Origin of the sequence: Devosia nitrariae (assembly GCF_030160115.1) — a bacterium.
Lineage (GTDB): Bacteria > Pseudomonadota > Alphaproteobacteria > Rhizobiales > Devosiaceae > Devosia > Devosia nitrariae.
On record NZ_BSNS01000024.1, the window covers coordinates 79228 to 104169 of the forward strand.

General features: G+C 63.2%; 33 protein-coding genes and 3 tRNA genes. 13 read left to right on the plus strand and 23 right to left on the minus strand.

The annotated features are described in order from the left end of the window. Positions 1-28 precede the first annotated feature (28 nt). From QQK18_RS23175 to QQK18_RS23185, 3 genes are all read left to right on the plus strand, one after another. On the plus strand, positions 29-343 hold the full coding sequence (locus QQK18_RS23175) for an ArsR/SmtB family transcription factor (protein WP_284342775.1): 315 nt from the start codon (positions 29-31) through the stop codon (positions 341-343). Further along, positions 340-720: an SRPBCC family protein gene (locus QQK18_RS23180; protein ID WP_284342776.1), complete on the plus strand. Its 381-nt coding sequence runs from the start codon at positions 340-342 to the stop codon at positions 718-720. Before QQK18_RS23175 ends, QQK18_RS23180 begins: the two co-directional genes overlap by 4 nt. Before the next feature lie 63 nt (positions 721-783). Continuing rightward, complete coding sequence (locus QQK18_RS23185) at positions 784-1413, plus strand: ATP-dependent Clp protease proteolytic subunit (RefSeq protein WP_284342777.1); 630 nt, start codon at positions 784-786, stop codon at positions 1411-1413. Positions 1414-1416: 3 nt separating this feature from the next. Here QQK18_RS23185 and QQK18_RS23190 read toward each other — a convergent pair whose 3' ends face one another. From QQK18_RS23190 to purC, 14 genes are all read right to left on the minus strand, one after another. Beyond that, positions 1417-2670 carry a multidrug effflux MFS transporter gene (locus tag QQK18_RS23190; protein ID WP_284342778.1) on the minus strand — a complete coding sequence of 418 codons (1254 nt, stop codon included), beginning with the start codon at positions 2668-2670 and terminating at the stop codon, positions 1417-1419. A gap of 147 nt (positions 2671-2817) precedes the next feature. Beyond that, entirely contained in the window at positions 2818-4041 is a 1224-nt protein-coding gene (locus QQK18_RS23195) for an MFS transporter (protein WP_284342779.1), read from the minus strand. Between the two features lie 185 nt (positions 4042-4226). Beyond that, complete coding sequence (gene grxD / locus QQK18_RS23200) at positions 4227-4562, minus strand: Grx4 family monothiol glutaredoxin (protein ID WP_284342780.1); 336 nt, start codon at positions 4560-4562, stop codon at positions 4227-4229. An 89-nt stretch (positions 4563-4651) separates the two neighbouring features. Continuing rightward, complete coding sequence (locus QQK18_RS23205) at positions 4652-5287, minus strand: HAD-IA family hydrolase (RefSeq protein WP_284342781.1); 636 nt, start codon at positions 5285-5287, stop codon at positions 4652-4654. Between the two features lie 6 nt (positions 5288-5293). Continuing rightward, on the minus strand, positions 5294-5923 hold the full coding sequence (locus tag QQK18_RS23210; protein ID WP_284342782.1) for an HAD family hydrolase: 630 nt from the start codon (positions 5921-5923) through the stop codon (positions 5294-5296). A 2-nt stretch (positions 5924-5925) separates the two neighbouring features. Continuing rightward, positions 5926-6336 (minus strand): HIT family protein, encoded by a 411-nt coding sequence (locus QQK18_RS23215; protein WP_284342783.1) that lies wholly within the window; start codon positions 6334-6336, stop codon positions 5926-5928. 9 nt (positions 6337-6345) lie between these two features. Continuing rightward, entirely contained in the window at positions 6346-6675 is a 330-nt protein-coding gene (locus QQK18_RS23220) for a DUF6665 family protein (protein WP_284342784.1), read from the minus strand. A gap of 4 nt (positions 6676-6679) precedes the next feature. Then, entirely contained in the window at positions 6680-6913 is a 234-nt protein-coding gene (locus QQK18_RS23225; RefSeq protein WP_284342785.1) for a BolA family protein, read from the minus strand. Between the two features lie 74 nt (positions 6914-6987). Next, on the minus strand, positions 6988-7587 hold the full coding sequence (locus QQK18_RS23230) for a hypothetical protein (RefSeq protein ID WP_284342786.1): 600 nt from the start codon (positions 7585-7587) through the stop codon (positions 6988-6990). A gap of 169 nt (positions 7588-7756) precedes the next feature. After that, a complete protein-coding gene (gene purL, locus QQK18_RS23235) occupies positions 7757-9985 on the minus strand; it encodes a phosphoribosylformylglycinamidine synthase subunit PurL (protein WP_284342787.1) in 2229 nt (742 codons plus the stop codon). Between the two features lie 85 nt (positions 9986-10070). Continuing rightward, the gene (purQ, locus tag QQK18_RS23240; protein ID WP_284342788.1) at positions 10071-10739 is read right to left on the minus strand and encodes a phosphoribosylformylglycinamidine synthase subunit PurQ; all 669 of its coding nucleotides are present in this window, start codon (positions 10737-10739) and stop codon (positions 10071-10073) included. A gap of 93 nt (positions 10740-10832) precedes the next feature. Beyond that, positions 10833-11906, minus strand: coding sequence for an acyltransferase family protein (locus tag QQK18_RS23245; RefSeq protein ID WP_284342789.1), 1074 nt, complete (start codon positions 11904-11906; stop codon positions 10833-10835). A 258-nt stretch (positions 11907-12164) separates the two neighbouring features. After that, on the minus strand, positions 12165-12407 hold the full coding sequence (gene purS, locus QQK18_RS23250; RefSeq protein ID WP_284342790.1) for a phosphoribosylformylglycinamidine synthase subunit PurS: 243 nt from the start codon (positions 12405-12407) through the stop codon (positions 12165-12167). A 23-nt stretch (positions 12408-12430) separates the two neighbouring features. Next, positions 12431-13195 carry a phosphoribosylaminoimidazolesuccinocarboxamide synthase gene (gene purC, locus QQK18_RS23255; protein ID WP_284342791.1) on the minus strand — a complete coding sequence of 255 codons (765 nt, stop codon included), beginning with the start codon at positions 13193-13195 and terminating at the stop codon, positions 12431-12433. A 268-nt stretch (positions 13196-13463) separates the two neighbouring features. Between purC and QQK18_RS23260 the strand changes: the two genes are divergently transcribed. Further along, positions 13464-13787: a DUF1476 domain-containing protein gene (locus QQK18_RS23260; RefSeq protein WP_284342792.1), complete on the plus strand. Its 324-nt coding sequence runs from the start codon at positions 13464-13466 to the stop codon at positions 13785-13787. A 108-nt stretch (positions 13788-13895) separates the two neighbouring features. Here the strand turns inward: QQK18_RS23260 and QQK18_RS23265 are convergent, their stop codons facing one another. The 6 genes from QQK18_RS23265 to rpe are packed head-to-tail and all read right to left on the minus strand — an operon-like array spanning position 13896 to position 17725. Next, the gene (locus QQK18_RS23265) at positions 13896-14264 is read right to left on the minus strand and encodes a GNAT family N-acetyltransferase (protein ID WP_284342793.1); all 369 of its coding nucleotides are present in this window, start codon (positions 14262-14264) and stop codon (positions 13896-13898) included. Continuing rightward, complete coding sequence (locus QQK18_RS23270) at positions 14261-14812, minus strand: RBBP9/YdeN family alpha/beta hydrolase (RefSeq protein WP_284342794.1); 552 nt, start codon at positions 14810-14812, stop codon at positions 14261-14263. Before QQK18_RS23270 ends, QQK18_RS23265 begins: the two co-directional genes overlap by 4 nt. After that, on the minus strand, positions 14809-15219 hold the full coding sequence (locus QQK18_RS23275) for a GNAT family N-acetyltransferase (RefSeq protein ID WP_284342795.1): 411 nt from the start codon (positions 15217-15219) through the stop codon (positions 14809-14811). Before QQK18_RS23275 ends, QQK18_RS23270 begins: the two co-directional genes overlap by 4 nt. Before the next feature lie 6 nt (positions 15220-15225). Further along, a complete protein-coding gene (gene purB / locus QQK18_RS23280) occupies positions 15226-16539 on the minus strand; it encodes an adenylosuccinate lyase (protein WP_284342796.1) in 1314 nt (437 codons plus the stop codon). Next, on the minus strand, positions 16536-17000 hold the full coding sequence (gene fosX / locus QQK18_RS23285) for a FosX/FosE/FosI family fosfomycin resistance hydrolase (RefSeq protein WP_284342797.1): 465 nt from the start codon (positions 16998-17000) through the stop codon (positions 16536-16538). Before fosX ends, purB begins: the two co-directional genes overlap by 4 nt. Positions 17001-17005: 5 nt before the next feature. Continuing rightward, a complete protein-coding gene (rpe, locus tag QQK18_RS23290) occupies positions 17006-17725 on the minus strand; it encodes a ribulose-phosphate 3-epimerase (protein WP_284342798.1) in 720 nt (239 codons plus the stop codon). A 179-nt stretch (positions 17726-17904) separates the two neighbouring features. On the opposite strand from rpe, the gene QQK18_RS23295 reads away from it, so the two are divergent. Further along, positions 17905-18567: a dihydrofolate reductase family protein gene (locus tag QQK18_RS23295; protein WP_284342799.1), complete on the plus strand. Its 663-nt coding sequence runs from the start codon at positions 17905-17907 to the stop codon at positions 18565-18567. A 15-nt stretch (positions 18568-18582) separates the two neighbouring features. On the opposite strand, the gene rlmB is transcribed toward QQK18_RS23295, so the two are convergent. The 3 genes from rlmB to QQK18_RS23310 form a co-directional block, all read right to left on the minus strand. Further along, positions 18583-19344, minus strand: coding sequence for a 23S rRNA (guanosine(2251)-2'-O)-methyltransferase RlmB (rlmB, locus tag QQK18_RS23300; RefSeq protein ID WP_284342800.1), 762 nt, complete (start codon positions 19342-19344; stop codon positions 18583-18585). A gap of 88 nt (positions 19345-19432) precedes the next feature. Next, positions 19433-19506 (minus strand) — tRNA-Gly (locus QQK18_RS23305). Positions 19507-19570: 64 nt separating this feature from the next. Further along, positions 19571-19655, minus strand: a tRNA-Tyr gene (locus QQK18_RS23310). Positions 19656-19877: 222 nt separating this feature from the next. On the opposite strand from QQK18_RS23310, the gene QQK18_RS23315 reads away from it, so the two are divergent. The 8 genes from QQK18_RS23315 to QQK18_RS23345 all read left to right on the plus strand — a co-directional run bounded on the left by QQK18_RS23315 (position 19878) and on the right by QQK18_RS23345 (position 24772). Beyond that, positions 19878-20411 (plus strand): ZIP family metal transporter, encoded by a 534-nt coding sequence (locus QQK18_RS23315; protein ID WP_348523251.1) that lies wholly within the window; start codon positions 19878-19880, stop codon positions 20409-20411. Further along, positions 20411-20653: a ZIP family metal transporter gene (locus QQK18_RS27475; RefSeq protein WP_348523252.1), complete on the plus strand. Its 243-nt coding sequence runs from the start codon at positions 20411-20413 to the stop codon at positions 20651-20653. The genes QQK18_RS23315 and QQK18_RS27475 overlap by 1 nt, the downstream gene beginning before the upstream one ends. Before the next feature lie 151 nt (positions 20654-20804). After that, the gene (locus tag QQK18_RS23320) at positions 20805-21230 is read left to right on the plus strand and encodes an OsmC family protein (RefSeq protein WP_284342801.1); all 426 of its coding nucleotides are present in this window, start codon (positions 20805-20807) and stop codon (positions 21228-21230) included. Positions 21231-21238: 8 nt separating this feature from the next. Beyond that, on the plus strand, positions 21239-21805 hold the full coding sequence (locus QQK18_RS23325) for a helix-turn-helix domain-containing protein (RefSeq protein ID WP_284342802.1): 567 nt from the start codon (positions 21239-21241) through the stop codon (positions 21803-21805). 153 nt (positions 21806-21958) lie between these two features. Next, complete coding sequence (locus tag QQK18_RS23330; protein ID WP_284342803.1) at positions 21959-23161, plus strand: glycine C-acetyltransferase; 1203 nt, start codon at positions 21959-21961, stop codon at positions 23159-23161. A gap of 8 nt (positions 23162-23169) precedes the next feature. Continuing rightward, positions 23170-24192 carry an L-threonine 3-dehydrogenase gene (tdh, locus tag QQK18_RS23335; protein ID WP_284342804.1) on the plus strand — a complete coding sequence of 341 codons (1023 nt, stop codon included), beginning with the start codon at positions 23170-23172 and terminating at the stop codon, positions 24190-24192. A 16-nt stretch (positions 24193-24208) separates the two neighbouring features. Continuing rightward, positions 24209-24592: an MmcQ/YjbR family DNA-binding protein gene (locus tag QQK18_RS23340; RefSeq protein ID WP_284342805.1), complete on the plus strand. Its 384-nt coding sequence runs from the start codon at positions 24209-24211 to the stop codon at positions 24590-24592. Positions 24593-24696: 104 nt separating this feature from the next. Beyond that, positions 24697-24772: transfer RNA gene (locus tag QQK18_RS23345), tRNA-Trp, on the plus strand. Positions 24773-24942: the final 170 nt, after the last annotated feature.

Sequence of the window (24942 nt, forward strand, 5' to 3'; positions counted from 1 at the left end):
CTCATAAGCCTGTGCTTATGTGTTACGCATGAACGAAGCTGAAATCTTCAAGGTTCTGGCTGATCCTACGCGCCGCGCCGTATTCGAGCGTCTGGCGCAGGGGGAGATGACCGGCACGGCGCTGCGCGAGGGGTTCACCATCTCGCAGCCGGCCCTATCACAACATATCGCGGCGTTGCGGGGGGCAGGGCTCATCCGCGAACGGCGCGAGGGACGCTACGTCAACTACAGCGTCGACCCTGAGGGATTGCTGCCGCTTACAGACTGGCTGACACGCCACCGCGCCTTCTGGCCGACCCGTATCGACAGGCTGAGGACCTTGCTCAAGGAGATGGATCAATGACGGACGGCACCGACGAACCGATGGTGTTCGAGACCGTGCTCGATGCTCCACCCGAGAAGGTGTGGCGGGCACTGACGATCCCGGAATACCTGGCACGCTGGCTGCTGCCGATTGAAGCGCAGCCGCTGACGTTCTCCGGCAGGCAGGAGGGCCTCGCCGAGCGTATCGACTGGACGCTCGTTGCCGAGGAGCCCAACCGGCGGCTGACCTATCGCTGGCGCGAGTCGGGCGAGGGAGCCGTTCAGGATGCCGCAGAAAGCCTGGTGACCTTCGAGCTCGACCCGCTTGCCGGTGAGCAGACGCTCTTCCGCCTGACGCACACGGTCCCGGTCCGTGCGGCCAACGACAATGGCGTCGCCATGATGATGGCTGCCTAGAACATATCGGCCGGCGACAAGAGCCGGTCACCATCACCCGCAGAATGGAACGGAGGTTCGCCCATGCGCGACACGATGCAACTCGTCCCTGTCGTCGTTGAACAATCGACGCGCGGGGAGCGCTCGTTCGATATCTACTCGAGGCTCCTGCGCGAGCGGATCATCTTCCTCAACGGACAGGTCGAGGACAACATGGCGGCGCTCATCTGTGCGCAGCTTCTGTTCCTCGAGGCGGAGAACCCCAAGAAAGAGATTTCCCTCTATATCAACTCGCCGGGCGGAGCCGTGACGGCAGGGCTTGCAATCTATGACACCATGCAGTTCATCCAGGCGCCGGTCGCAACGCTCAGCATGGGCACCGCCATGTCGATGGGCTCGTTCCTGCTGATGGCCGGGGCATCAGGGCGGCGCGCTTCGCTGCCCAGTACCACTATCCTCGTGCACCAGCCGTCCGGCGGGTATCAGGGGCAGGTGACTGATTTCCTAATCCACGCCGAGAACTCCCGCCAGCTCAAGCACCGGGTCATAGAAGCCTATGTGAAGCACTGCGGGCGCACCTATGAGGAGGTGGAACGTACGCTCGATCGCGACCACTACATGACTCCGGAGCAGGCGCGGACCTGGGGCCTGATCGATCACGTCTATGCCGACCGTGGGCAAGTCGGGGGCGAGCCCGCCCCCGATGCTGTGTAGCGGTTAGTCGGTTTCGGCCACGATGTCGCCTGGCTGGGCATATTCGGGGCTGACGCCGAACAGCTTGCCGTTCTCGGCAACGAGGATGCAGACGATGGCGAGCGTGCCCATGGCGGCATAGCCCATCGCGGTGGGGACCACGGTGCCGTCGAAGTGCTGGCCGATATAGCTGCCGATGAGCGCCCCGCCGACGGTCTGGACGAAGCCGAAGACCGAGGAGGCCGTGCCGGCGACGGCGCCCAATGGTTCCATCGAGAGCGAGTTCATGTTGGAGGCAGCCCAGCCGAACATAAACATGATCGTGGCAAGGAGCGAGAAGAACAGCCAGAGAGGCATGAAGCCGCTGAGAGCAAGCGTAAGCCACAAGATGCTGACGCCAGTGAAGACCAGCACGGCGAAATGCGACAGGCGCCGCATGCCGAAGCGCGAGACGATCCGCGAGTTGAGAAAGGACGAGATGGCCATCAATCCAGCCACGGCGGCGAAGGCGACGGGGAAATAGACGCCGAGGCCATAGATGTCGACATAGATCTGTTGGCTTGTGCTGATGAAGCCAAACAGCGCGCCAAAGAGGAACATACCGGCCAGACCGTAGGAAATCGCCACACGGTTGGTGAAGACCATGCGGAAACCTTCGGTGATGACGCCGAGGCGCAGGGCACGGCGGTTCTCGGGAGCCAGCGTTTCCGGCAGGCGGAGGAACGCCCAGATGCCGAAGACCGAGGCCAGAACGCCCATGAAGATGAATATGGCCTGCCAGGGGCCGGTCAACAGCAGGACCTGACCGACTCCAGGCGCGATGATGGGAACGGCCATGAATACCATGAAGGTCAACGACATGACCTCGGCCATGGCGCGCCCGGAATAACGGTCGCGGATCACCGACGTGGCAATGACCCTTGTCCCCGCAGCGCCCATGCCCTGAATGAAGCGAAGAAGCAACAGAGCGGCGAAGTTGGGCGCGAATGCAGCCGCGACGACGGCAATAACATAAATGACTATGCCGACGAGCAGGGGCGCGCGACGGCCGAACCGGTCCGACAGTGGGCCGAAGGCGAGCTGGGCGATACCGAAGCCGAGCATGTAGGCGGAAATGACAAACTGGCGTTCGTTCTCGGTGGCAACGCCGAGTGCCTCGCCCATATAGGGCAGGGCTGGCAGCATGACGTCGATGGCCAGCGCATTGAGCGCCATCAGGGCGGCCATCAGGGCAATGAACTCCGGGCGGGAAATGGCCCGCTTGGCAAAATCTGACATAACTATCTCGAAAAGCAGAGCCGGAAGGAAAAAAGTCCGGCGGCATCAGGAGCCGCGAACATGAACCTCCCTACCGGCTTTGGCAACCCTCGGGGTGGGCTCGATCTATCAGATCGATTCCGGTAACGGTCGCAGGCTTTTGAGAACTCAGGCGGGTTTCAATGCGAAGCTGGCCGCGCCGCGCTCGTTGATTGGCAGATGCACAGCGGCCGATGCCAGGCCGAGCAGGATGCCGAGGTACCAGACAAGGCTGTAGTCGCCGGTCTGGTCATAGACGACGCCACCCAGCCACACGCCGACGAAGGAGCCGATCTGGTGGGAGAGGAACGCGACGCCATAGAGCATGCCAAGGTAACGCGGTCCGAAGAAGAGGCCGACGAGGCCGGCGGTCAGCGGTACGGTCGACAGCCAAAGCAGCCCCATGACCGCCGCGAAGGTATAGGCGGTGATTTCGCTGACCGGGATCAGGAGGAAGAGGCCGATGGCGACGGCACGCGAGAAGTAGATGGCCGCCAGCAGGATCTGCTTGGGGAAGCGTCCTCCCAGATAGCCCGAGAGCAAGGAGCCGGCGATGTTGAAGAGGCCGATGACGGCAATGGTCCAACTGCCGACCTCAGGCGTCAGTCCGCAGTCGACCAGGTAGGCGGGCATGTGGACGTTGATGAAGGCCAGGTGGAACCCGCACACGAAGAAGCCGATGACCAGGAGCCGGTAGGAGCCGTGGCCCCAGGCCTTGGCCAGTGCTTCCATGAACGGCAGGTCGGCTTGACCCGGAACGCTTTGCGAGCGGCCGCGTAGCGCCAGGGAAAGCGGCACCACCAGCAGCATCAGACAGGCGATGTAGACGAGGGCCATCTGCCAGCCGAAGGCGGAAATGAAGCCCTGTCCCAGCGGAGCGAAGACGAATTGACCGGCCGAAGAGGCGGCGGTGGCGATGCCGAACACGAAGCTGCGCTTCTCGGGCGGCACGATGCGGCCGAACGCGGCCATGACGACGCCGAAGGAGGCGATGGCGATGCCAACGCCCGTCAACACCCCGGCCGACAGGTACATGATCTCGGCATTGGGCGTATAGGCCATCCAGACGAGCCCGGCCGCGTAGACAAGGCCGCCGATGGCGAGCGTGCGGCCATAGCCATAGCGGTCGGCAAAGCCGCCGGCGAAGGGCTGGGCGATGCCCCAGGCGAGGTTCTGAATGGCCATCGCCATGCCCCATTGTTCCCGCGTCAGGCCCAGGTCTTCCGTGACCGGCAGCGTAAAGAGGCCGAAGGCTCCGCGGGTGCCAAAGCCGATGGCGGCGATAATGCAGCCCGCGACGATGATGAGGGGGAAGGGGATGGCCGGCTGCCGGGTGGCGGTGATCGAGGTCATGGTCGCTGTCCAATGGCTGAGGTCGTACTTACGCCCGCACCCGGATCGCGAACAGCGATTTTATCTGATGGATGGCATCACCCACACGAATGGGTGCGACCGATTCATGAGTCGATTCCACCGCCCGGACGTGACAATGCCGCGCCTGCGGGAGGCGCGGCATTGTCACAAGATCGGATCTGGCGTCAGGCCGTCTGGCGGACGGCGATGCCCTTGCCTTCGAGAAGACCCTGCAACTCACCGCTCTGGAACATCTCTCGGGTGATGTCGGCGCCGCCGACGAACTCGCCCTTTACGTAGAGCTGGGGAATGGTCGGCCAGTTCGAGTAGGCCTTGATGCCTTCGCGTAGCTCGTCGTTCTCGAGCACGTTGGCGCTGTCGTAGTCGATGCCGAGATAGTTGAGGATCTGTACGACCTGACCGGAGAAGCCGCATTGCGGGAAATCGGGCGTGCCCTTCATGAACAGGAACACGTCGGTGGTCTTCACCTTGTCGTCGATGAAGGCGTTGATGTCAGTCATATCGAAACTCGCTTTCTGGTCCGGGGGAGGACGGACATATTCTACCGATAGATAGGATATCGCGCAGACTGTGTCGAGGTTGACGCCGATCAAGTCTGCGCAAGACGCGCCGCGACCCATGGATGAAGGGTAAAGTCCTCGAGCGTGTTGAACGGCACCGCCTCCCAACCATAGCTGCGCGCACCATCGATCATCTTGGGCGTATCATCGAAGAAAAGCGGTTGCTCGTCTTGCGGACCAATGCGGGCGGCGGCGAAGTCGAAGAAGGCCTTTTCCGGCTTCAACACACCGACGCGGGCAGAATAGAACATGTCCTCGAACAGGTCGCCGAGGCCGAGCGTCTGCCAAAGCCAGTGGGCTCGCAAATGCTCTTGGTTGGTGGCAAGGAAGAGGCGGATGTCGGAATCCGCCTTGAGGCGCGCGATGGCGTCGAGCAAAGGTTGGTTGATCTCGCTGTCGTGGCTCAGCCAGTAGTGCACAAGGATCATCGGCGAGCGATTAAAACCCAGCGTCGGCAGAACCCGTTCGAGCGCATCTACCAGCGCCATCTCTCCGACGATCACTTTCTTGATGAAGACGTCGTAGATGAACTCGTTGCGGAACCGTTCGGGATCGATTCCAAGGTCGCCAAGCAGGTTCTCATCCCAGCGTGGCTGAAGCTCCGGGCGGGCGTGATAGCCGTGCACGAGCACGCCGTCGATGTCGAAGATGATTGCCTTGGTCATTTGCCTTCACGACCTGGCCAACCGACCGGCCACCCATGGGTGGTCCGTGAAGTGCTCGATCTCGTTGAAAAGCACCGCCTCCCAGCCGAAATCGCGGGCTCCGGCGACAACCTTTTCGGAATCGTCGAAAAACAGCGGCACTCCCTCGCAATCGGTCAGGTGCACCGCCGCGCGCTCGAAGAACGCCACCGAGGGCTTGGCCGCGCCAAGACGAGCCGCGTAAAGCATGTCGTCGAAGATGTGACCGAGACGGAGTTCGCGCCAAAGGTAGTTCGCCCGCAGGTGTTCCTGATTGGTCGCAAGGAACACCTTCACGTCGCCTGTCCCGCGCAGCCTCGTTATCTGTTCGACAAGGGCATAGTTCACGTTGGTGTCGCGCTCGAGCCAATATTCGAGGAACCGCAAGGTAGACCCGTTGTAGCCGATGGTTGGCAGGAACCCATCGAGCACTTCGATCAGCGAGCGTTCCCCCGTGATGACAGCGTCGAAGCCGGGGCCGAACATCGATTGGAAGCGCGATGGCTCGATGCCGAGATCGGTAAGCAGGTGCTCGTCCCAGAAGCGGCGGCGTTCCATTTCCGGGTGAAAGCGGCTGTGCACGAGCACGCCGTCAATGTCAAAGAGAACCGCGCGCATGCTTAATTCCTTGTCGGTCGTCGGTTTGCGGCTTGCTTGAGGTGGTGGCGCAGCCCCCGGCCTGCCAGAGGTTCGTCAGCGAACCGGCTGATGACGTGCAGATGAGCGTGGCCGACTGTCTGGCCAGCGGCCGCGCCCACGTTCCAGCCGATGGTGTAGCCATCCGGCAGCGCTTCGGAGAGGTGGACCTTGGCCTTTTCGAGCAGATCGAAGGTGTCGCGCCATTCGACTTCGCCAAGATCGAAGGGTGTAGCAGCGTGGCGGAACGGGATGATCATGCCCGCATGCTGCAGGAGCGGATCGGCACTGGCGAGAAAGTAGCAGGTCCGATTGGTGAACAAAGGCGCATCGTTCAGCAGGTCGTTTGCAAGGCAGAACTGGCACCCGGGCACAGAGTGAGGGAGATCCGACATGGCCCGCTCTTACGAACGCCGCAGCGTATGAGAAGCGCCAAGTCCGTTAAGGACTTCGGCCGGAATTCTCAGATCGCGAATCACGTCGGCATGGCGGCGAAAGCCACAGAGTTCGCGCTGAACGAAGTACTGCCAGACCGCCCTTTGCGCCTCGGCCAGGCGATGAGTCCGACCGTCGGTTGCGGCGGCCGCGGACAGGGCGGCGATGGTCTTGGCGACCTGCCGCTCAGCCTCGCCGAGCGAGGAGGCACGCTCGGCCATGATCTCGTGATCGAGCATGGCTGTCCCGGCCTCGGGACGAACCGTGCGGATCAGTTCGAGGGAATCCTTTAACGACACCGGATCAGTCGGGCGCGCTGGTCTGCAGGGCGAGGGCATGCAGTGCGCCGCCCATGTCGCCCTTCAGGGCCGCATAGACGAGCTGGTGCTGCTGCACGCGCGATTTGCCGCGGAACTGCTCTGACTTGACCGCGGCGGCATAGTGGTCGCCGTCACCGGCAAGGTCCCGGATCTCGATCTCGGCATCGGGAAGGGCGGCCTTGATCCGGCGCTCGATTTCGCTGGCATCCATCGGCATCGTCACCTCCTGCAACCGCATTCCACCTTGCCTGATATGGCATGCGGGCCGGCGTCCTTCAATACAAAGGCGCGCTACTGGGGCGGATCCGCTGCGGGAGGCTCGGCCGGCTGCGCGCCTGCGCAGCACTCGGCGTCCGAGCGGGTCGAGAAATTGGCGATAATGAAATCGACGATTGGGCGGGCGTTGGCCGCTTCGGCGGTGGCGTAAATACAGTCGAGCACGTAGCCGCGGCCGGCATCCACGGCTTCAGTGTGGACGAGGGTGATGGGGATATCCATCGGCGAATCGTCGCTTAGGCCTTCGTAGAGCAGCGCGTCGCCGTTCTGGTAGGGCACGACCGAGCTGCCGGTGATGGCAAAGCCGGGGAAGATCTGCGCCCATCGCTCGGCGGCCGCCTCCTCATCGAAGTGCTCGAGCGCACCTTGCGGAGTCCAGTCGTCCGCCGTAGCCGGCAGGATGGCAAGCTCGCACTGCAGCGGCGCATCCGGATGGTTGATCGTCAGCGGATTTGCACCGCCGCCCGAGGCCAGCATGGCCGACGGGTAGACGAGCGTATAAGGCTGACCTTCGAAGATGCCGCGGGTGATGCTGACGGTCTGGGCAGCGGTCTCGATGGGCACGAGCGCGGCTGCGGCCATAAGGAGGCTGCACGCGTAACGGCTAAGACGCATAGACTTCTCCAGGCGCGGTCGGGAAGGGGCGTATTCCCGCCTTGCGCTCTTTCTGCAGTTTCGCCGGCGCTGGCCCTGAACGGGGTCGCCGACGGTCCTGCCCTCCGCCTCTCCTTGTCGCCACTAAACCAAGGCAAGGATAAGGCGGATCGTCATGCAAAGCCGCACATCACTGGCCGGCCATATAGTTCGGGAACCACCCCTCATATGCCGAACGCAGATCGGCGACAGCCACGGGACGAGCGTTGCCGAGGACGAGATCGGTACCGCCGGTCGTGCCGATCCAGGGCGCGAAAATGCCGTGGACGGCGGCCTCGTTCAGCAGGTCATGGAAGGCCTCGCTCTGCGCGTCGAGCGCGACGGTGACGAGATAGCGGCCCTGGTCTTCGCCGAAGAAGACCGGGATCGGATCGTAACCCTCGAGCTGGCTGACCGTCGCGCCGATACCGGAGGCGATGGCCATTTCGGCAAGGCCGGCCGCCAAACCGCCGTCGGACAGGTCGTGGACGGCGGTGGCGGTACCGGCGCGGATCAGTCCGCGTACGAAATCGCCGACCTTCTTCTCGTGGACGAGATCGACATGTGGGGCCGGGCCGTCCTTGCGCTCGAAGAGATCGCGCAGGTAGATCGATTGCCCGAGGTGTGTGCCCCAGGCAGGTGGCGCGCCAATGAGCAGGATCGGCTGGTTTTGACCAGCAAAGGCGATGCGGGCCAGGTGCGTCCAGTCGGGAATGAGGCCGACTCCGCCGATGGTTGGGGTCGGCATGATGCCGCGGCCGTTGGTCTCGTTATAGAGCGAGACGTTGCCCGAAACGATCGGGAACTCGAGAACCCGGCAGGCCTCGCCGATCCCCTCGATGGCACGGACCAACTGGCCCATGATCTCGGGACGCTCGGGATTGCCGAAATTGAGGTTGTCGGTGGCAGCCAGCGGATCGGCTCCGGTGGCCGTCAAGTTCCGCCAGCACTCGGCCACGGCCTGCTTGCCGCCTTCATAAGGGTCGGCCTCGCAATAGCGCGGCGTCACGTCCGAGGAGAAGGCGAGAGCCTTGATCGGGTGACCCTCGACACGGACGACGCCGGCATCGCCTCCCGGCGTCTGCAGCGAGTTGCCTTGGATCAGGGTATCGTACTGCTCATAGACCCAGCGGCGCGATGAGAGCTGATGCCCGCCCATCAGCTTGAGGAGCGCGTCGGCCACGTCCATCTGCGGAATATCGTTGGTGGCGAGCGGAACGGGCGCTTGCGGCGCAATCCAGGGGCGGTCGTATTCCGGCGCCTCGTCGCCCAGCTCCTTGATGGGCAGGTTGGCAACTTCGTCGCCGTGCCAGCGGATGCGGAAGCGCAGGTCGTCGGTGGTACGTCCGACAGTGGCAAAATCGAGCTCCCACTTCTCGAAGATGGCGCGCGCCTCGGCCTCCTTGTCCGGATGCAGGACCATGAGCATGCGCTCCTGGCTCTCCGAGAGCATCATCTCGTAAGGGGTCATGGCTGCTTCGCGCACTGGCACCCTGTCGAGGTCGAGCTCTATGCCAAGGTCGCCCTTGGCGCCCATCTCGACGGCTGAGCAGGTGAGACCCGCCGCACCCATGTCCTGGATGGCGATGACGGCCCCCGTCGCCATCAGCTCGAGGCAGGCTTCGAGCAGGCGTTTCTCGGTGAACGGGTCGCCCACCTGCACGGTCGGACGCTTTTGGTCGATGTCGTCGCCGAACTCGGCCGAGGCCATGGTGGCCCCGCCCACCCCGTCGCGGCCGGTCTTGGCGCCAAGATAGACGACGGGCAGGCCGACGCCCTCGGCCTTCGAATAGAAAATCTTGTCGGTATCGGCGAGGCCGGCCGCGAAGGCGTTGACGAGAATGTTGCCGTTGTAGCGGGCGTCGAACTCGACTTCACCGCCGACCGTCGGCACACCGAACGAATTGCCATAGCCGCCGACGCCGGCAACGACGCCGGAAACCAGGTGCTGGGTCTTCTCATGCTCGGGCGCGCCGAAACGCAGGGCGTTCATGGCGGCGATCGGCCGAGCGCCCATGGTGAAGACGTCGCGGAGGATTCCCCCGACCCCGGTCGCGGCACCCTGATAGGGCTCGATGAACGAAGGATGGTTGTGGCTCTCCATCTTGAAGACCACCGCCTGGCCATCGCCGATGTCGACGACGCCGGCATTCTCACCGGGTCCCTGGATGACCCGCGGCCCTTGGGTCGGGAGCGTGCGCAGCCACTTCTTCGAGGACTTGTACGAGCAATGCTCGTTCCACATCGCCGAGAAGACGCCGAGCTCGGTAAAAGTCGGCTCGCGGCCGATGAGATCGAGGATCTTCTGGTACTCGTCGGGCTTGAGGCCGTGATCGGCGACGAGTTGCGGCGTGATGGCGGTGTCGTTGGGGATGGTCATCAAGCGGGAGGTCCGTAGGGCGGATCGGGAAAGCGGCAGACACAGGCATGGGCGTGGGGGAGGTCCCCCATGGCCCACCGGCCCCTTAAGCTACCGCATCGAGCAGGCCGTTGAACAACCCGCGTCCGTCGATGCCGCCATGGGCGCTCTCGATGAGGTTCTCCGGGTGCGGCATGAGGCCGAGCACGGACTTGTCCGCATTGAAGACGCCGGCGATGTCGTGGATCGAGCCGTTGGGATTGGTGCCATCGGCATATCGGAAGGCCACCTGGCCATTGTCTTCGATGCGCGCCAGGGTCTCGGGATCGGCGAAATAGTTGCCGTCATGATGGGCGACCGGGCAGCGGATCACCTGTCCGGCCGTATAGCCGCGGGTGAAGACCGTATCGGCGTTGGCGACCTCGAGCTTGACTTCCCGACAGACGAATTTGAGCGAGGCGTTGCGCATGAGGACGCCGGGCAGGAGGCCCGCCTCGGTCAGGATCTGGAAGCCGTTGCAGACGCCGAGGATCCGGACGCCCTTTTCAGAACGCTCGCGGATGACGTCCATGATCGGCGAGCGGGCGGCGATGGCACCGGCACGCAGGTAGTCTCCATAGGAGAATCCGCCCGGGATGACGATGAGGTCGACATCGGGAATGGTCGCGTCCTGATGCCAGACGACGGCGGGAGGCGTGCCGCCGATCTTGGTCAGGGCGGCGATCATATCGGAATCGCGATTGAGGCCGGGAAATACGACGACGGCGGACTTCATCGCTGTTGTCCTTGGCAGATGTGGGCTCAGGACGGTCTTGTGGCGATGGTTGGCCCAAAAGGCAAGGGGCGAGCTGCGTCAATGACGCGGATATTATTCGGCCGGTGCACGTACGGGTTGGGCTTGGCGCGAGCCGGGCGTGCCGGGGATATGTGCCCACGCCGGACGCTCGAACAGGAACCTGCCCCAGCCGGTGCGCTGGATCAGCCAGTAGAGGACGAGCGGAGAGATGACCGCGCTCGCCATGACAACGACGCTGAGGAGGCTGGTATCCGAAACGAGGCCGAGGCGGACGAGGACCTCGCGGGTGACAGCCATCGGTAGAGCAAAGGCCAGATAGACGACGATCGACTTCGAGCCCAGCCAGCGCAGCCAGTCCATGAACGCCAGCCGTGAGACAAGGACGGCGATGGTGCAGAGCGCGATCGAGCCGGCAAGCGCCAGCACGAGGCGAAGGCCGGGAATGCCGGCGATGCCCAGCGTGCTGCCGACCGGTTCCAACGCGAAGCCGGACGAGAAGACGAGACCGGTATTGATCGCCGCCCACGCGGCAAGGCCAATCACGGCGAGAGCCGGGTTTTCGGCAGTCCAGGCGGCCAGGCGGAAGATGTAGGGCGCGAGCGCATAGCCTGCGTAGAAATAGACGAAGTACTCGGCGAACTGATCGAGAGCGTAGATTCCAGTGTCGATGGGCGCGACCTGCAAGACGGCGCCGGCGGCAAGCGCTGCCCAGAGGGGCACGCGCAGGTCGTGAACGAGCTTTACGGCCGCGCTGAGCACGGCGAGCATGTAGATGAACCAAAGAACGCCATAGGGCTGGATCACCGCCCAGGCGAGGTAGCCGGCGGCGGTTGCCGGATCTCCGGCACCGAGGCCGACCTTGAAGACGATATGGATGACTGCCCAGAGGGCGTAGAAATAGAGGTAGTGAACCACGCGCCTGTCGGCGTAGCGCGACCAGTCGCGGCTGATGACGTTGGCAAGGAACAGGCCCGAGATCAGGAAGAATTCGGGCATGCGGAAAGGGGTCGCCCAGGCGATGACCCAATGCAGGATACCGGTGCCGCCGGTGGCTTCCCCGACGCCATAGGCCGAATGCATCATGACGACGAGAAGAATCGAGAGGCCCTTGGCCGTATCGACCCAATCAAGACGCTGTCCGCTCATGCCATGCCCCTTCTTACCGTGCCACACACATAGCCCAGTTCGATGCGAGCGTGGATAAGGGATTTTTCGCAGGATTAAGGAAAATGCTTAATCGCTAAGGCTTTAGCTAAATGCCAGCGATCAGGCAGGCACGGAGGCGTAGGCGGCGACCAGGAGGAACATGGAGGCGAAAAAGAGGACGGAAAGGGAGATTTTAGTCAGCATTTCAGGAGCGTCCAGCGCAACACACGCGAATACGAGCAGTGTGACAGAAAGGGGTTAATTCGAGATTTCGACGGCGTAGTTTTCGATCACCGTGTTGGCAAGGAGCTTCTCGCACATCTGCGTAATCGCGATGCGGGCCTCCTCCTCGCTTGCGCCGTCGAGAACGAGGTCGAAGACCTTGCCTTGGCGGACCGAGGCGACGCCGGAAAAGCCGAGGCCCTTCAAGGAGCCTTCGATGGCCTGTCCCTGCGGATCGAGGACGCCGGCCTTGAGGGTGACGGTGACGCGGGCTTTCATGGAACTTCCGAGCGTGAAGAGGTCTACTGCACGAGGCGCGGGCCGGTCGTCAGCGCATTTTCGGCTTCCACCAGGATGCCGAGGCGCTGGGCGACTTCGCGGTAGGCGTCGACGAGGCCGCCAAGGTCTTCGCGGAAGCGGTCCTTGTCGAGCTTGTTGCGGGTCTTGATGTCCCACAGGCGGCAGCTGTCGGGCGAAATCTCGTCGGCGAGCACAATGCGCATCATGTCGCCTTCGTAGAGGCGGCCGACCTCGATCTTGAAGTCGACGAGCTGGATGCCGACGCCCATGAAGAGGCCCGATAGGAAATCGTTGACGCGGATGGCGAGCGACATGATGTCGTCGAGTTCCTGGGGCGTTGCCCAGCCGAAGGCGGTGATATGCTCCTCGGAGACCATCGGGTCGTGGAGGGCATCGTCCTTATAGCAGAACTCGATGATCGAACGCGGCAACTGCGTGCCCGGCTCCAGCCCCAGGCGCTTGGCGAGCGATCCGGCGGCGAAGTTGCGCACGATCACCTCGAGCGGGATGATCTCAACTTCCTTGATCAGCTGCTCGCGCATGTTGATGCGGCGGATGAAGTGAGTCGGTATGCCGAGCCCATTGAGCTTACTGAAAATGAACTCGGAGATACGGTTGTTGAGCACGCCTTTGCCGTCGAGGACTTCGTGCTTTGCGCCATCGCCGGCGGTCGTATCGTCTTTGAAGTACTGAACCAGAGTGCCGGGCTCGGGACCCTCGAAGAGGATCTTAGCCTTGCCTTCATAGATTCTGCGACGACGGTTCATATTGGCTCTGCCGGATACCGATGAAGGGAGTGGATGCGAATTGGGCCGCTTCATGCGCCAGAACGGGACAGAAATGCAAGTCCTTTCGCTGCGGGCGGCGAGGTAGTCAGCGGCGAATTCCCGTTCCTGCCGCCGGACATTATGCCGCGCCGCAGCTGGGTGGGGACAGGTTCGGGTGTGCGCCGTAACCGTTGATTTGGTGTGTCGAACCTTCTATGTCCAGAGCCAACAGACAAGCGGCATCCGGCCAGAACAAGGGGAGAGCGAAGTGTCAGGATTCGAGGATCGCAAGAAGGGCCAGGAAGCCAAGTTCGCGCTGGATGCGGAACTGCGGTTCAAGGCCGAGGCGCGGCGCAACAAGTTGCTGGGAATATGGGCAGCCGAGTTGATGGACCTGTCGGGCGACGAGGCCAAGGCCTATGCGGCTGAAGTGGTGGCGGCCGATTTCGAGGAGGCCGGCGACGAGGATGTTTTCCGCAAGGTTTCCGCCGACATCAAGGCCAAGGGCCTTTCCGTCACTGACGAGGCGATTCGCCAGAAAATGGCGCAACTCGTCGAAGTGGCCCGTGAGCAGGTGCTGGCCGAGGGCTGAGCACAGTCGAATTGACAGTGCGAAAGGCCGGCCGCTGAGCCGGCTTTTTTGTTTGCTTCAGTGCCGGCCGGCGCGAGTCGCCATGCCGATCGAGGCAGGCATGACCGGCTAGAAGCCATATTTGGCATAGAGGTGCTGCGCGTCGCCGTCGGCAATGAGGCTGACATAAGCGCCCGCCGGTGCGTTGGCGTGGAGGTGGTCCATCAGCACGCTCATGATGCGCTTGCCCAGCCCTTTGCCCTGATGGGCCGGTTCGACGGCAATATCGACGATCTGGAACGCGGTTCCGCCGTCTCCAATGATGCGGCCCATGCCGATGGCGTGGCCGTCGTGGAGGACAGTAACGCCGAACCAGGTGTTGGGTAGGCCGAGGCGCGCGGATTCCTCGGACTTGGCACTGAGTCCCGCCACCACCCGTAACCGACGATAGTCGTCGACGTCCGGCGGGGTGAGGAGAATTGCGTAAGGGTCGCTCATAGCCGCTGCATCAGCCGGGTGAACATCAAAAGGCCTTCCGGCCATGGCCCGTGGCCGGACTCGAGGTTGATGTGGCCGGCATCGCCAGCCACATGGAAGTCGGACCCCCAGCAGGCGGCGAATTCGGCGGCACGTTCCAGACTGCAATAAGGGTCGCTGGCCGAGGTCACGAGCATCGAGGGAAAGGGCAGAGGATCGCGCGGGACCGGGGCGAAGGGTGCGGTCTCGGACGGTACGGCGCGATTGAGCTCAATGTCGGGCGCCGAGACGAGGAAAGCACCGCGCACCTTGGTGTCGACGAGGCGTTGGGCGGTGTGGGCGAGAGCAATGACGGCGAGGGAATGGGCAATGACAACGACGGGACGCGTCGCCATCATGATCTCGCGGTGAATGGCTGCCACCCAATCTTCGAGTTGCGGCTCGTCCCAGTCGTCCTGCTCGACGAAGCGGGCGTTGGTGAGGCGCTCACCCCAGCGCCGCTGCCAATGGCCGGGACCGGAATCACCCAGGCCCGGCAGGATGAGGACGTCGGCTTCGGCAATCCTCATGAGCGATCGGTCCGTGGATGAAAGAATGCCGCATAACGCTTCATGCCAGTGCGCTCATAGAACCCTTCTGCGGACGGTTCTGAAACGAGAATGAACCCGACTCTGGGGCCGAGCAACTCGGTACACTTGTCGATGATCGCTCGGCCGATACCTTGGCCTTGGTGGCTTTCGCGCACCGCAAGGTCAGCGCAAAAGCAGATCCAGACACCGTCGTTCATGCAGCGCGCGAGGCCGACGAGCATACCGGTCTCGTCACGGGCGGTAACGATGAAGTTGGCGCCGTCGAGCATGGCCTGCACACGCTCGGGATTGGTGATCGGGCGCCCCGATCCCAGCGTGGTCTGTCCAACACAGGCGATATAATCGGCGGCCGTAAGCGTTTCCTCTTGCTGACAAGTTATCGGCATCGGTTTTCAGCTTTCTCCGAAGACCCGGCGGAAGATGGTGTCGACGTGCTTCAAATGATAAGCATCGTCGAACATGGCGTCGATTTCGCCATCGGAAAGAGTCACTTCGGGATCTTCCCTAAGTTTCCTGGCGAAGGCGCCGGTGCGGTCGCCGCGCATTTCCCAGACCTTCATGGCGCTGCGCTGGACCAGAACATAGGCGTCCTCGCGCGAGTATCCGGCCTGGGTCAGGGCCAGCAGCACGCGCTGAGAGTTGTGAAGGCCGCCCAGCAAGTCGAGGTTGCGCTGCATGTTCTCGGGATAGACGAGCAGCTTATCAATGACCCCGGTCAGGCGGGCGAGGGCGAAATCGAGGGTGACGGTGGCGTCGGGACCAATCATGCGCTCGACCGACGAGTGCGAGATATCACGTTCGTGCCAGAGGGCGACGTTTTCCAGGGCAGGGGTGACCATGCCGCGTACCAGCCGGGCGAGGCCGGTGAGGTTTTCGGTCAGCACCGGGTTGCGCTTGTGCGGCATGGCCGAGGAGCCCTTCTGGCCGGGCGAGAAATATTCCTCGGCCTCGAGCACTTCGGTGCGCTGCAGGTGGCGGATCTCGGTAGCGACGCGCTCGAGCGAGGAGGCGATGACGCCCAGGGTTGCAAAGAACATTGCGTGCCGGTCGCGCGGGATGACCTGGGTCGAGACCGGTTCGACCATCAACCCCATCTTCTCGGCGACATATTCCTCGATCCGCGGATCGATATTGGCAAAGGTGCCGATGGCGCCGGAGATGGCGCAGGTGGCAATCTCGGCGCGGGCGGCAACGAGCCGGGTGCGGTTGCGCGCGAACTCGGCATAGGCCTCGGCGAGTTTGATCCCGAAGGTGGTCGGCTCGGCGTGGATGCCATGGCTGCGCCCGATGGTGATGGTGGTCTTGTGCTCGACGGCACGGCGCTTGATCGCTGCGAGCAGGGCATCGATATCGGCGAGGAGAATGTCGGCGGCGCGCGCGAGCTGCACGGCGAGCGTGGTGTCGAGCACGTCCGAGGAGGTCATGCCCTGGTGGACGAAGCGGGCTTCGGGCCCGACGATTTCGGCCAGGTGCGTGAGGAACGCGATGACATCGTGCTTTGTGGTGGCTTCGATCTCCTCGATGCGCTCGACATCGAAGGTCGCCGCGTTTCCCTTCTCCCAGATGACCCGCGCCGCCTCCTGGGGCACGACGCCGAGGTCGGCGAGCGCCGAGGTCGCGTGCGCCTCGATCTCGAACCAGATGCGGAACCGCGTCTGCGGCGACCAGATGGCGACCATCTCGGGACGGGAATAGCGCGGAATCATGGGCTTGGGCTCATCGGTTGAATGTCTGAGTCAGGCTCGCGGCCACGGGCATAGCGGGCGAGGCGCTCGCTCAACGTCCCCGTGTGGAGCTCGAACAGATGGTTGTCGCGGTCGTGGAAATACAGCGATCTGCCTTCGCCGGCAACGCGCGGGCGGCTCTCGCGGATGTCGAGGCCGAGTGCTGCGATGCGCTGACGATAGGAGTCGAAATCGGCCTCGTCGATCTTGAAGGCGATGTGATTGTAGGTGCGCGAGGCAAGGGCTTCTCCCTTCATCACGGCGATCCATATCTCCTCGTCCCCGACAAGATAGAAGCGCTCTTCGGAGAGTGAGACCTGCTCTTGGCCGCTGTCGTAGACCTTGCGGGCGTCCAGCACGGCAATCAGGATTTCCTCCATCGCGTCGAGATCGGCGACGACGAAGGTCATGTGGCTGAGGCCGGCCGGGCGCGGATCAGACATGCCGATCAGGCTTTGAGCGTCGTTGCGGCAGTGCGCAGTGCCGCAATGCGATCGGCATAGGTCGCGGGGTCGTTGCCGGCAAAGACCGAGGAGCCGGCAACGAGAAGGTTGGCGCCGGCCGCTGCGATCTCGTGCGCATTGTCGGGGTCGACGCCGCCGTCGACCTCCAGATCTATGGGGCGGCCGCCGATGAGGGCACGAGCTTGGCGGAGCTTCTCGAGCGCCACGGGGATGAAGCTCTGGCCGCCGAAGCCGGGGTTGACGCTCATGACGAGGACGAGATCGACGCCGTCGATGACGTGTTCGATCGCCGAGACGGGGGTCGCCGGATTGATGGCAACGCCGGCGCGCTTGCCTTCGGCTTTGATCGCCTGGATGGAACGGTGGAGGTGGGGACCGGCTTCGGCATGGACTGTGATGCCGTCGGCGCCGGCCCGGGCGAAGGCGGCGATATAGGGATCGACGGGGGCGATCATCAAATGCACGTCGAAGGGTTTGGCCGTGATGTTGCGGATCGACTGCACGATGGTGGGGCCGAAGCTGATATTGGGAACGAAGTGACCGTCCATGATGTCGATATGGAAGACATCGCCGCCGGCGGCATCGATCGCACGAACCTCTTCGCCCAGGCGCGAAAAATCGGCCGAGAGGATGGAAGGGGCGATGCGGATCGATTGCTGAGTCACGTGGTGTCCCTCGTCGCCGTCGGGCTTCGTGCCTGCCATAGCCGCAAGGGGTTCCGCCCACAAGGGGTGGGGCGGAAATAGCCAGCCGATGAGCTCCCGGCCTTGCCTATTTACCGCTACCATCACTACTCAAGTTTCTCCGTCTGCCTTGTCGATTTCCGCCACCCAAGGTCGTCGTGGAGGCATCAGACAGCCAAGCGCAACTCAAGGAGAGACCAATGAGAAAAGTCATTGCAGCCGCATTCGTCAGTGTCGACGGAGTGATGCAGGCGCCGGGTGCGCCGGAGGAGGATCCGACGGGTGGCTTCAAGTATGGCGGGTGGAACGTGCCGCATTTCGACGAGGTAGTGGGCGGGGCGATGGGCGAGATGTTCTCCGATCCCTTCGACCTGCTGCTCGGCCGCAAAACCTACGACATCTTCGCGGCCCACTGGCCGCAGGCGGCCAAAAACGGCGACCCCATGGGTCAGCACTTCGGACAGATCAACAAATACGTCGCCTCGCGCAATCCGGACATCCGGCTCGACTGGGAGAACAGCCACTGGCTGGGCGCCGATCCGGTCGCGGCGATCAGGAAGCTCAAGAGCGAGGATGGGCGGAACATCATGACCCAGGGCTCCAGCGATTTCGTCCAGACGCTCTTTGCCAACGATCTCGCCGACGAGATCTATACCCTCTTCTTTCCGGTGCTGTTGGGCAGGGGTAAGCGGTTCTTAGGCGACAGCGTGCAGCCGGGCGCGCTGAAGCTCATTTCCTCGGTGACGTCCCCGTCCGGTGTGACGATGAACCGCTATGTGCGCAACGGCGAGGTGGTGACCGGGTCGTTCGCGCTCGAGCAGCCAACGGAGATGGAGCTGGAGCGGCGTAGGAACCTCACCTGACGTCTTGACCGCGATTTACCGCCCTTGATCCGCTCCTGCTGTCGCCGCAAAGAGGGCAATGGCGGCGGCGTTGGAGACGTTGAGGGACTTGATGGGGCCGGGCATGTCCAGCCGGACCATCTCGTCGCAAAGCTCGCGAGTGCGCTGGCGCAATCCCTTGCCTTCGGCACCAAGCACGACAGCAATCGGCTGCGCGTCGGTGCGCGGCTTCAACGGAGCCTCGGCCTCGGAATCAAATCCAAGTACCAGCAGGCCGCGATCCTTGAGGGTCTGCAGCGCGTCGCCGAGGTTGCGCACCTCGACCACGGCCATCAGATCGAGTGCGCCAGAGGCGGCCTTGGCCATGACGCCCGTCTCGCGCGGGGAGTGCCGTGCGGTGGTGACCACCGCGTCGGCGCCGAACGCGCAGGCAGTGCGCAGGACCGCGCCGACATTGTGCGGATCGGTGATCTGGTCGAGGACGACGACGAGGTGAGGGTTGTGCATATCGTCGAGGCCGAAGCGGCTGACCGGATCGACCTCAAGCGCGACGCCCTGATGCACCGCGTCGGTTCCGAGCAGGCGGTCCAGCTCCTTGGGCGTTGTTTCGGTAACCGAAAGCTGACCGATCTCGCCGGTCTCGCGCAGCCGCGCCAGCGCATTGGGCGTGGCAAGCAGCGTCTTCTTCACCCGGTGCGGATTGTCGAGAGCGGCGCGAACGGTATGGAGGCCATAGAGATAGATAGGGCCGGTATCGGGATCGTGTCTGGGCTTGGGCGGAAACTTGTTGCGGCTCATGGGCGTCCTTTGCTCAGGCGAGCCGTAGCGCCTTTGCCAGGCACCGGCAAGTGGCGGTTTCCTCGCCATCTGGCGTGTGGTGAGAAGTTGGAGCGGGTAGCGGGAATCGAACCCGCGTATTCAGCTTGGAAGGCTGCTGCTCTACCATTGAGCTATACCCGCCAGCCTGGGCCCCTTGCGGGCGGCCCTCTGGCAGACGCACCCTATCGGGTCTCGCTCCGGGTGCTGGTGGAGGGGGCTGGATTCGAACCAGCGTAGCCTAAGGCGTCAGATTTACAGTCTGATGGATTTAACCACTCTCCCACCCCTCCGGTCCACCATTCGCTCGGCTGGGCTCAAGCCCAAACCCAACGCAGCGTTGCCGAAGCGAGGTGACGACTTGCCAGGAGCGCGTCGTCGGGGCGGTTTATGGTGATTGGCTGACAGCCTGTCAACACCCAAACCGCATCGGTTCACCAATTGCGGCAACAGGCAACGATGCGGCCGCTGCTCTCGTTTCTCTCCCGGGGATCGGATGCGATCGGACCGATGTCATGGGCGACTTCATCATCGTTCTGGCGATAGCGGCTGCAGCCGGGCTTGCCTCCCCCTTCGGCGGCTATCTGTCTTTTGTTTCCAAACCCGGTTCGCTGATGCTTTCAATCGCGGTGGGCCTTGCCAGCGGGCTGTTGCTCGGAACCTTCGCCTTCGAGATGTTGCCGGAGGCCATCGCGCACGTTCCGCTCGCTCTCGTCGTCGTCTGCTTTATCGCCGGGTTCGGGATGGTCTACTGGTTCGACCTCTACCTCAACCGTGGGGAAGTTGCGGGACCGGAAGCCGAGGAGCGGCGGCAGGTGGAGCGGTTCCACAAGCGCAAAAAGCCGCGTGGCACGGTCGTGACCGTCATCGGGGGCGCGACCAGCGTCGAGGAGATCATCGAGGGAAGCGTCCTGGGGGCAGGGGCGGCGGTGAACACCGGCACCGCGCTCGTTATCGGCCTTGCCCTTCTCATCGACAATATCAGCGAGGCGCTGAGTATCGGCGCACTGGCACAAGCCGAGAGGAGGACGATACCAAGAGGAGCGTGATGATCTGGACCAGCGCCATCGGAGCCTCGTTGTTCGTTTCGGCCGCCGTCGGGTGGCTGGTGCTGCGCGGGCTCCCGCAATGGGCGCTGGGGGCGTTGCTGGCCGCCGGCGCTGGCGCCATGTTCAACCTGACCATATCCGACTTGCTGCCGGAGGCCGAAAGCCGTCAGTTCCAGCGCTCGTCGACCGTTGCAACGGGCGTCGGCTTCCTTGTCAGCATGGTCCTGGCGCATTTGCAGTAGGTGGCGGGCCGGCGCTATCTTCGCGGCCGGCCGCGGAACCGTTGAACGGCCTTAACTTGTTGTTGTCGCGTTTTTCGAACCGGAACAGCGGTGACCACTCATCTGAAAGTGCTCTATAGTCGAGGCGCGACACATATAGAGGACTGATCTCATGAAACGACAGGCGACGGCGGTCTGGAAAGGTGACTTCGAGAATGGCGGCGGAGTGGTGTCGTCGCAAAGCGGGGTTCTGGCCAATCAGGGGTACGATGCCAAAGGCCGCTTCAAGGATGAAGAGGGACGCTCGGGCACCAACCCCGAGGAATTGATAGCGGCCGCCCATGCGAGCTGCTTTGCCATGCAACTCTCTGCGTTTCTTGCCCAGAACGGCACTCCGGGCAGCAGGGTCCAGGCGACCGCGACCGTTGAACTGAAGCCCGGGGAGGGCATCAAGGGCAGTCACCTCAATCTGGAGGCCGAGGTTCCAGGTATCGACCAGGCCAAGTTCGAGGAGTTGGCCAACAAGGCCAAGGCTGAATGTCCGGTTTCGCGCGCGCTGGGCGCGATTGACGTCACGCTTGAGGCCAAGTTGGTTTAGCTGGCTTCATGGATGCCAGCGCACCTCCCCCGATCGGTCCCGGCCTCAACGCGGCGCGCAAGGCGCGCAAGCTGACGCTCGAGCAGCTGGCGCAGATGTCGGGAGTATCACGCTCGATGCTCTCCCAGATCGAGCGGGGGGAGGCCAATCCGACCTTCGCGGTGCTGTGGAACCTGACACAGGCGCTCGGTATCGAATTCTCCGAGCTGATCGCGGGAAGCGCTGTGCTGCACAAGCCTGCGATCAGCGTGATGAGCACAGAGCAGACGCCCGAGATCGTCAGCGGCAACGGAGCATGCCGGCTGCGGATTCTCAGTCCCATGCAGACAGCGGGCGAAACCGAGTGGTACGCCCTCGAGATTGCCGCAGGCGAAGCGCTGACGAGCGCGGCGCACCAGGCCGGGGCCGTCGAGCATTTCACCGCGCTGTCCGGCGAGTTCACGGTGCGCTCGGGGGCGCAGGAGCGTGCCATCGCCGCGGGCGAGACGGCGCGTTATCCCGCCGATGTCGATCACGCTATCGCCAACGTCTCGGGCGAGGTTGGGCACGGGATACTGGTGCTGCTCTATCGGTAGGACCGGTCGCCAATCAGCTGATGCTGGTCTGCAAGCCGCTTTTCCGCGCCTCCGACCCAGCCTCAGCTGATTGGCGGCCAGTCCATCACCGATGCCGGACTTGACCAGCATTCCGATATAGTGGATTTTGAATCCACTAAACGGGAGTGAGCGATGCTGGGTCGATTTTCCGAACACGTGACGCAGGTTCTGGCCGATATCGAGGCGCAGGGCCTGATGAAGCGCGAGCGCGAGATCACGACACCGCAGGGCGGTCGCATTCGCTTCAAGGCGAACGGACAGGAGCGGGAGGCGATCAACCTCTGCGCCAACAACTATCTCGGGCTTGCCGACCATCCCGATATCGTTGCAACGGCCAAGGCGGCCCTCGACGGCTACGGTTACGGAATGGCCTCGGTCAGGTTCATCTGCGGTACGCAGGATCTGCACCGGGCGCTGGAGCAGCGGATTGCAGCTTACCTCGGCAAGGACGACGCCATCCTCTTTGCCGCCTGCTTCGATGCCAACGGCGCGTTGTTCGAGACCCTGCTGACCGATGCGGACGCGGTAATCTCGGACAGTCTCAACCATGCCTCGATCATCGACGGGGTCAGGCTTTCGAAAGCAAAACGTTACCGGTTCGCCAACAGCGACATGAACGAGCTCGAAACGCAGCTCAAGCAGGCGCAGGCAGATGGGGTGCGGTTCAAGCTCATCGTCACCGACGGGGTGTTCTCGATGGACGGCTATGTTGCCAAGCTTCCCGAGATCTGCGCGCTCGCCGAGCGCTACGGAGCGCTGGTCGCCGTCGACGACTGCCATGCGACGGGACATCTGGGCGAGAAGGGCCGGGGAACACCGGCGCTGACGGGTGTGGGAGACCGCGTCGACATCGTCACCGGCACGCTGGGCAAGACGCTGGGTGGCGCCATGGGCGGGTGCATCGCCGCCGTGCAACCGGTAATTGACCTGTTACGACAGCGGGCACGGCCCTATCTTTTCTCTAATTCACTGGCGCCGTCGCTGGCAGCGGGGGCGATCAAGGCCATCGATATCGCCGAGGCCGGAGATGATCTTCGCGAGCGGCTGATGGGACATACGCGCCGGTTCCGGCAGGGGCTCGAGGCGGCGGGTTTCACGCTGCTGCCGGGCGAAACACCGATCATTCCGGTGATGCTGGGAGACGCGGTGCTCGCCCAGAAGATGGCGGCGGCGCTCGACGAGCGCGGGGTATTCGTTGCCGGCTTCTTTTATCCGGTGGTGCCGCAGGGCAAGGCACGCATACGCACGCAGATGTCGGCAGCCCTTACGGGCGAAGACGTGACCTTTGCCATCGATGCCTTTGCCGATGCCGGCAAGGCACTCGGCGTGATTTAGGAACTCGCATGCGCGCATTGGTAAAGGCTCGACCTGAAAAGGGTATCTGGCTCGAAGAGCGTCCCGTGCCCGAGATCGGGCCCAGGGACGTGCTGATCAAGGTCAGGAAAACCGGCATCTGCGGTACGGACGTCCACATCTACAACTGGGACGAATGGGCGCAAAAGACCGTGCCGGTGCCGTTGGTGACCGGCCATGAGTTCGCCGGTGAGATCGTGGCATTGGGCGAGGAGGTGGACGACCTGACCGTGGGTCAGCGGGTTTCGGGGGAGGGGCATGTGGTGACCATGAACAGCCGTGCGAGCCGGGCCGGCAAGTTCCATCTCGACCCCCACACCAGGGGCATCGGCGTCAACTTGCCCGGTGCCTTTGCCGAGTTCGTGCGCATTCCCGCTTTCAACGCCGTACCGCTGCCCGATAGCGTCGACGACGAAATGGGGGCAATCCTCGACCCGCTCGGCAACGCGGTGCACACGGCACTCGCCTTCGACATCACGGGCGAGGACGTGCTGGTAACCGGCGCTGGACCCATCGGCATTATGGGGGCGGCGGTCGCCCGGCATGTGGGGGCGCGGCACGTCGTCGTCACCGACGTCAATCCGAAGCGCCTGGAGCTTGCCGGGCAGGTGGCCGATGTGACGCCGGTCAACGTGGCGAGCGAGGACCTGCAGGCGGTGATGGACAGGCTCGGCATGAAGGAGGGATTCGATGTCGGGCTCGAAATGAGCGGCGCACCGGCTGCGCTCGACCAGATGATCGAACATATGGTGATGGGCGGCCGCATCGCGCTCCTCGGCATTCCGGCGCGCCCGTTCCCGTTCGATCTCGGCAAGGTGGTATTCCGCATGATCACCCTGAAGGGCATCTACGGACGCGAGATGTTCGAGACCTGGCACAAGATGCTGGCCATGCTCGAAACCGGCCTCGACGTGCGCAGGGTGATCACCCGGCGGATGAAAGCCGAGGACTATGCCGAAGCCTTTGCCCTGGCGGCGAAGGGCGAGGAAGGCAAGATCGTCCTTGAGTGGTAGATCCGAGGGAACTGAGATGAACGCCGTACAGGAGAAGGTCGATGCCTTTCTGCGGGACGTGCGAAACTTCGGGCTGACCTATCCGGAAACGCACGTGAAGAGTCCGTGGCCGGGGCACAACGATCTGGCGGTACGCGACAAGACCTTCGCCTATCTCAGCGTCGAGGGCCAACCGTTCAGCATATCGTGCAAGCTGCCTTTTACCGGCGAGGCAGTGAAGCGGGAGTTCCCTCGCGCGGTGCCGACCGCTTACGGGCTCGGCAAGAGTGGCTGGGTCAGCGTCGATTGGCTCCCGGGCGAGTTGCCGGACATTGCGCTGATCAGGAACTGGATCGACGAGAGCTATAGGGCGCAGGCTCCCAAGAAGCTTGCTCGGCTTGTCGCACCGCCGGAAGCCTAGAATGCTAAATCTGGTATCCACCGGTAGGCCCAACCCCGAGGAAGAGAGCTTCAACAAGCGTCTTGCGCAGCGCGGACTTTGCCAGTAGACACCACTTCGCCTGAAGGGGTGTAGCTCAGTTGGTAGAGCATCGGTCTCCAAAACCGAGGGTCGTGGGTTCGAGTCCCTCCGCCCCTGCCAGGCTCAAAATGTCCGGCCCGGACACATAGGTAACAGTTGTACCTAGTCTAAGATCAAATCAGAACCATTGCTCCTGGTTCTTGGATCTCCAGAAAATGCAGAACGTAGGGCGCTCTCCACCAAGAGGCTCATACTTTCGTTCCGACTTGCTCAAGCGAGACGTTTTGGCC

Excerpts from the sequence above, each read along its gene's own strand:
- QQK18_RS23180 (WP_284342776.1), top strand. The coding sequence starts at position 340 with ATGACGGACGGCACCGACGAACCGATGGTGTTCGAGACCGTGCTCGAT.
- fosX (WP_284342797.1), bottom strand. The coding sequence starts at position 17,000 with ATGTCTGATCCGCGCCCGGCCGGCCTCAGCCACATGACCTTCGTCGTC.
- purB (WP_284342796.1), bottom strand. The coding sequence starts at position 16,539 with ATGATTCCGCGCTATTCCCGTCCCGAGATGGTCGCCATCTGGTCGCCG.
- QQK18_RS23270 (WP_284342794.1), bottom strand. The coding sequence starts at position 14,812 with ATGAGGATTGCCGAAGCCGACGTCCTCATCCTGCCGGGCCTGGGTGAT.
- purQ (WP_284342788.1), bottom strand. The coding sequence starts at position 10,739 with ATGAAGTCCGCCGTCGTCGTATTTCCCGGCCTCAATCGCGATTCCGAT.
- QQK18_RS23210 (WP_284342782.1), bottom strand. The coding sequence starts at position 5,923 with ATGCGCGCGGTTCTCTTTGACATTGACGGCGTGCTCGTGCACAGCCGC.
- QQK18_RS23230 (WP_284342786.1), bottom strand. The coding sequence starts at position 7,587 with ATGCGTCTTAGCCGTTACGCGTGCAGCCTCCTTATGGCCGCAGCCGCG.
- rlmB (WP_284342800.1), bottom strand. The coding sequence starts at position 19,344 with ATGAGCCGCAACAAGTTTCCGCCCAAGCCCAGACACGATCCCGATACC.
- QQK18_RS23330 (WP_284342803.1), top strand. The coding sequence starts at position 21,959 with ATGCTGGGTCGATTTTCCGAACACGTGACGCAGGTTCTGGCCGATATC.
- purL (WP_284342787.1), bottom strand. The coding sequence starts at position 9,985 with ATGACCATCCCCAACGACACCGCCATCACGCCGCAACTCGTCGCCGAT.
- QQK18_RS23215 (WP_284342783.1), bottom strand. The coding sequence starts at position 6,336 with ATGTCGGATCTCCCTCACTCTGTGCCCGGGTGCCAGTTCTGCCTTGCA.
- QQK18_RS23185 (WP_284342777.1), top strand. The coding sequence starts at position 784 with ATGCGCGACACGATGCAACTCGTCCCTGTCGTCGTTGAACAATCGACG.
- QQK18_RS27475 (WP_348523252.1), top strand. The coding sequence starts at position 20,411 with ATGATCTGGACCAGCGCCATCGGAGCCTCGTTGTTCGTTTCGGCCGCC.
- QQK18_RS23175 (WP_284342775.1), top strand. The coding sequence starts at position 29 with ATGAACGAAGCTGAAATCTTCAAGGTTCTGGCTGATCCTACGCGCCGC.
- QQK18_RS23340 (WP_284342805.1), top strand. The coding sequence starts at position 24,209 with ATGAACGCCGTACAGGAGAAGGTCGATGCCTTTCTGCGGGACGTGCGA.
- QQK18_RS23320 (WP_284342801.1), top strand. The coding sequence starts at position 20,805 with ATGAAACGACAGGCGACGGCGGTCTGGAAAGGTGACTTCGAGAATGGC.
- purS (WP_284342790.1), bottom strand. The coding sequence starts at position 12,407 with ATGAAAGCCCGCGTCACCGTCACCCTCAAGGCCGGCGTCCTCGATCCG.
- QQK18_RS23325 (WP_284342802.1), top strand. The coding sequence starts at position 21,239 with ATGGATGCCAGCGCACCTCCCCCGATCGGTCCCGGCCTCAACGCGGCG.
- QQK18_RS23265 (WP_284342793.1), bottom strand. The coding sequence starts at position 14,264 with ATGAGCGACCCTTACGCAATTCTCCTCACCCCGCCGGACGTCGACGAC.
- QQK18_RS23190 (WP_284342778.1), bottom strand. The coding sequence starts at position 2,670 with ATGTCAGATTTTGCCAAGCGGGCCATTTCCCGCCCGGAGTTCATTGCC.
- QQK18_RS23245 (WP_284342789.1), bottom strand. The coding sequence starts at position 11,906 with ATGAGCGGACAGCGTCTTGATTGGGTCGATACGGCCAAGGGCCTCTCG.
- purC (WP_284342791.1), bottom strand. The coding sequence starts at position 13,195 with ATGAACCGTCGTCGCAGAATCTATGAAGGCAAGGCTAAGATCCTCTTC.
- tdh (WP_284342804.1), top strand. The coding sequence starts at position 23,170 with ATGCGCGCATTGGTAAAGGCTCGACCTGAAAAGGGTATCTGGCTCGAA.
- QQK18_RS23295 (WP_284342799.1), top strand. The coding sequence starts at position 17,905 with ATGAGAAAAGTCATTGCAGCCGCATTCGTCAGTGTCGACGGAGTGATG.
- grxD (WP_284342780.1), bottom strand. The coding sequence starts at position 4,562 with ATGACTGACATCAACGCCTTCATCGACGACAAGGTGAAGACCACCGAC.
- QQK18_RS23315 (WP_348523251.1), top strand. The coding sequence starts at position 19,878 with ATGGGCGACTTCATCATCGTTCTGGCGATAGCGGCTGCAGCCGGGCTT.
- QQK18_RS23225 (WP_284342785.1), bottom strand. The coding sequence starts at position 6,913 with ATGCCGATGGATGCCAGCGAAATCGAGCGCCGGATCAAGGCCGCCCTT.
- QQK18_RS23205 (WP_284342781.1), bottom strand. The coding sequence starts at position 5,287 with ATGACCAAGGCAATCATCTTCGACATCGACGGCGTGCTCGTGCACGGC.
- QQK18_RS23195 (WP_284342779.1), bottom strand. The coding sequence starts at position 4,041 with ATGACCTCGATCACCGCCACCCGGCAGCCGGCCATCCCCTTCCCCCTC.
- QQK18_RS23275 (WP_284342795.1), bottom strand. The coding sequence starts at position 15,219 with ATGCCGATAACTTGTCAGCAAGAGGAAACGCTTACGGCCGCCGATTAT.
- rpe (WP_284342798.1), bottom strand. The coding sequence starts at position 17,725 with ATGGCAGGCACGAAGCCCGACGGCGACGAGGGACACCACGTGACTCAG.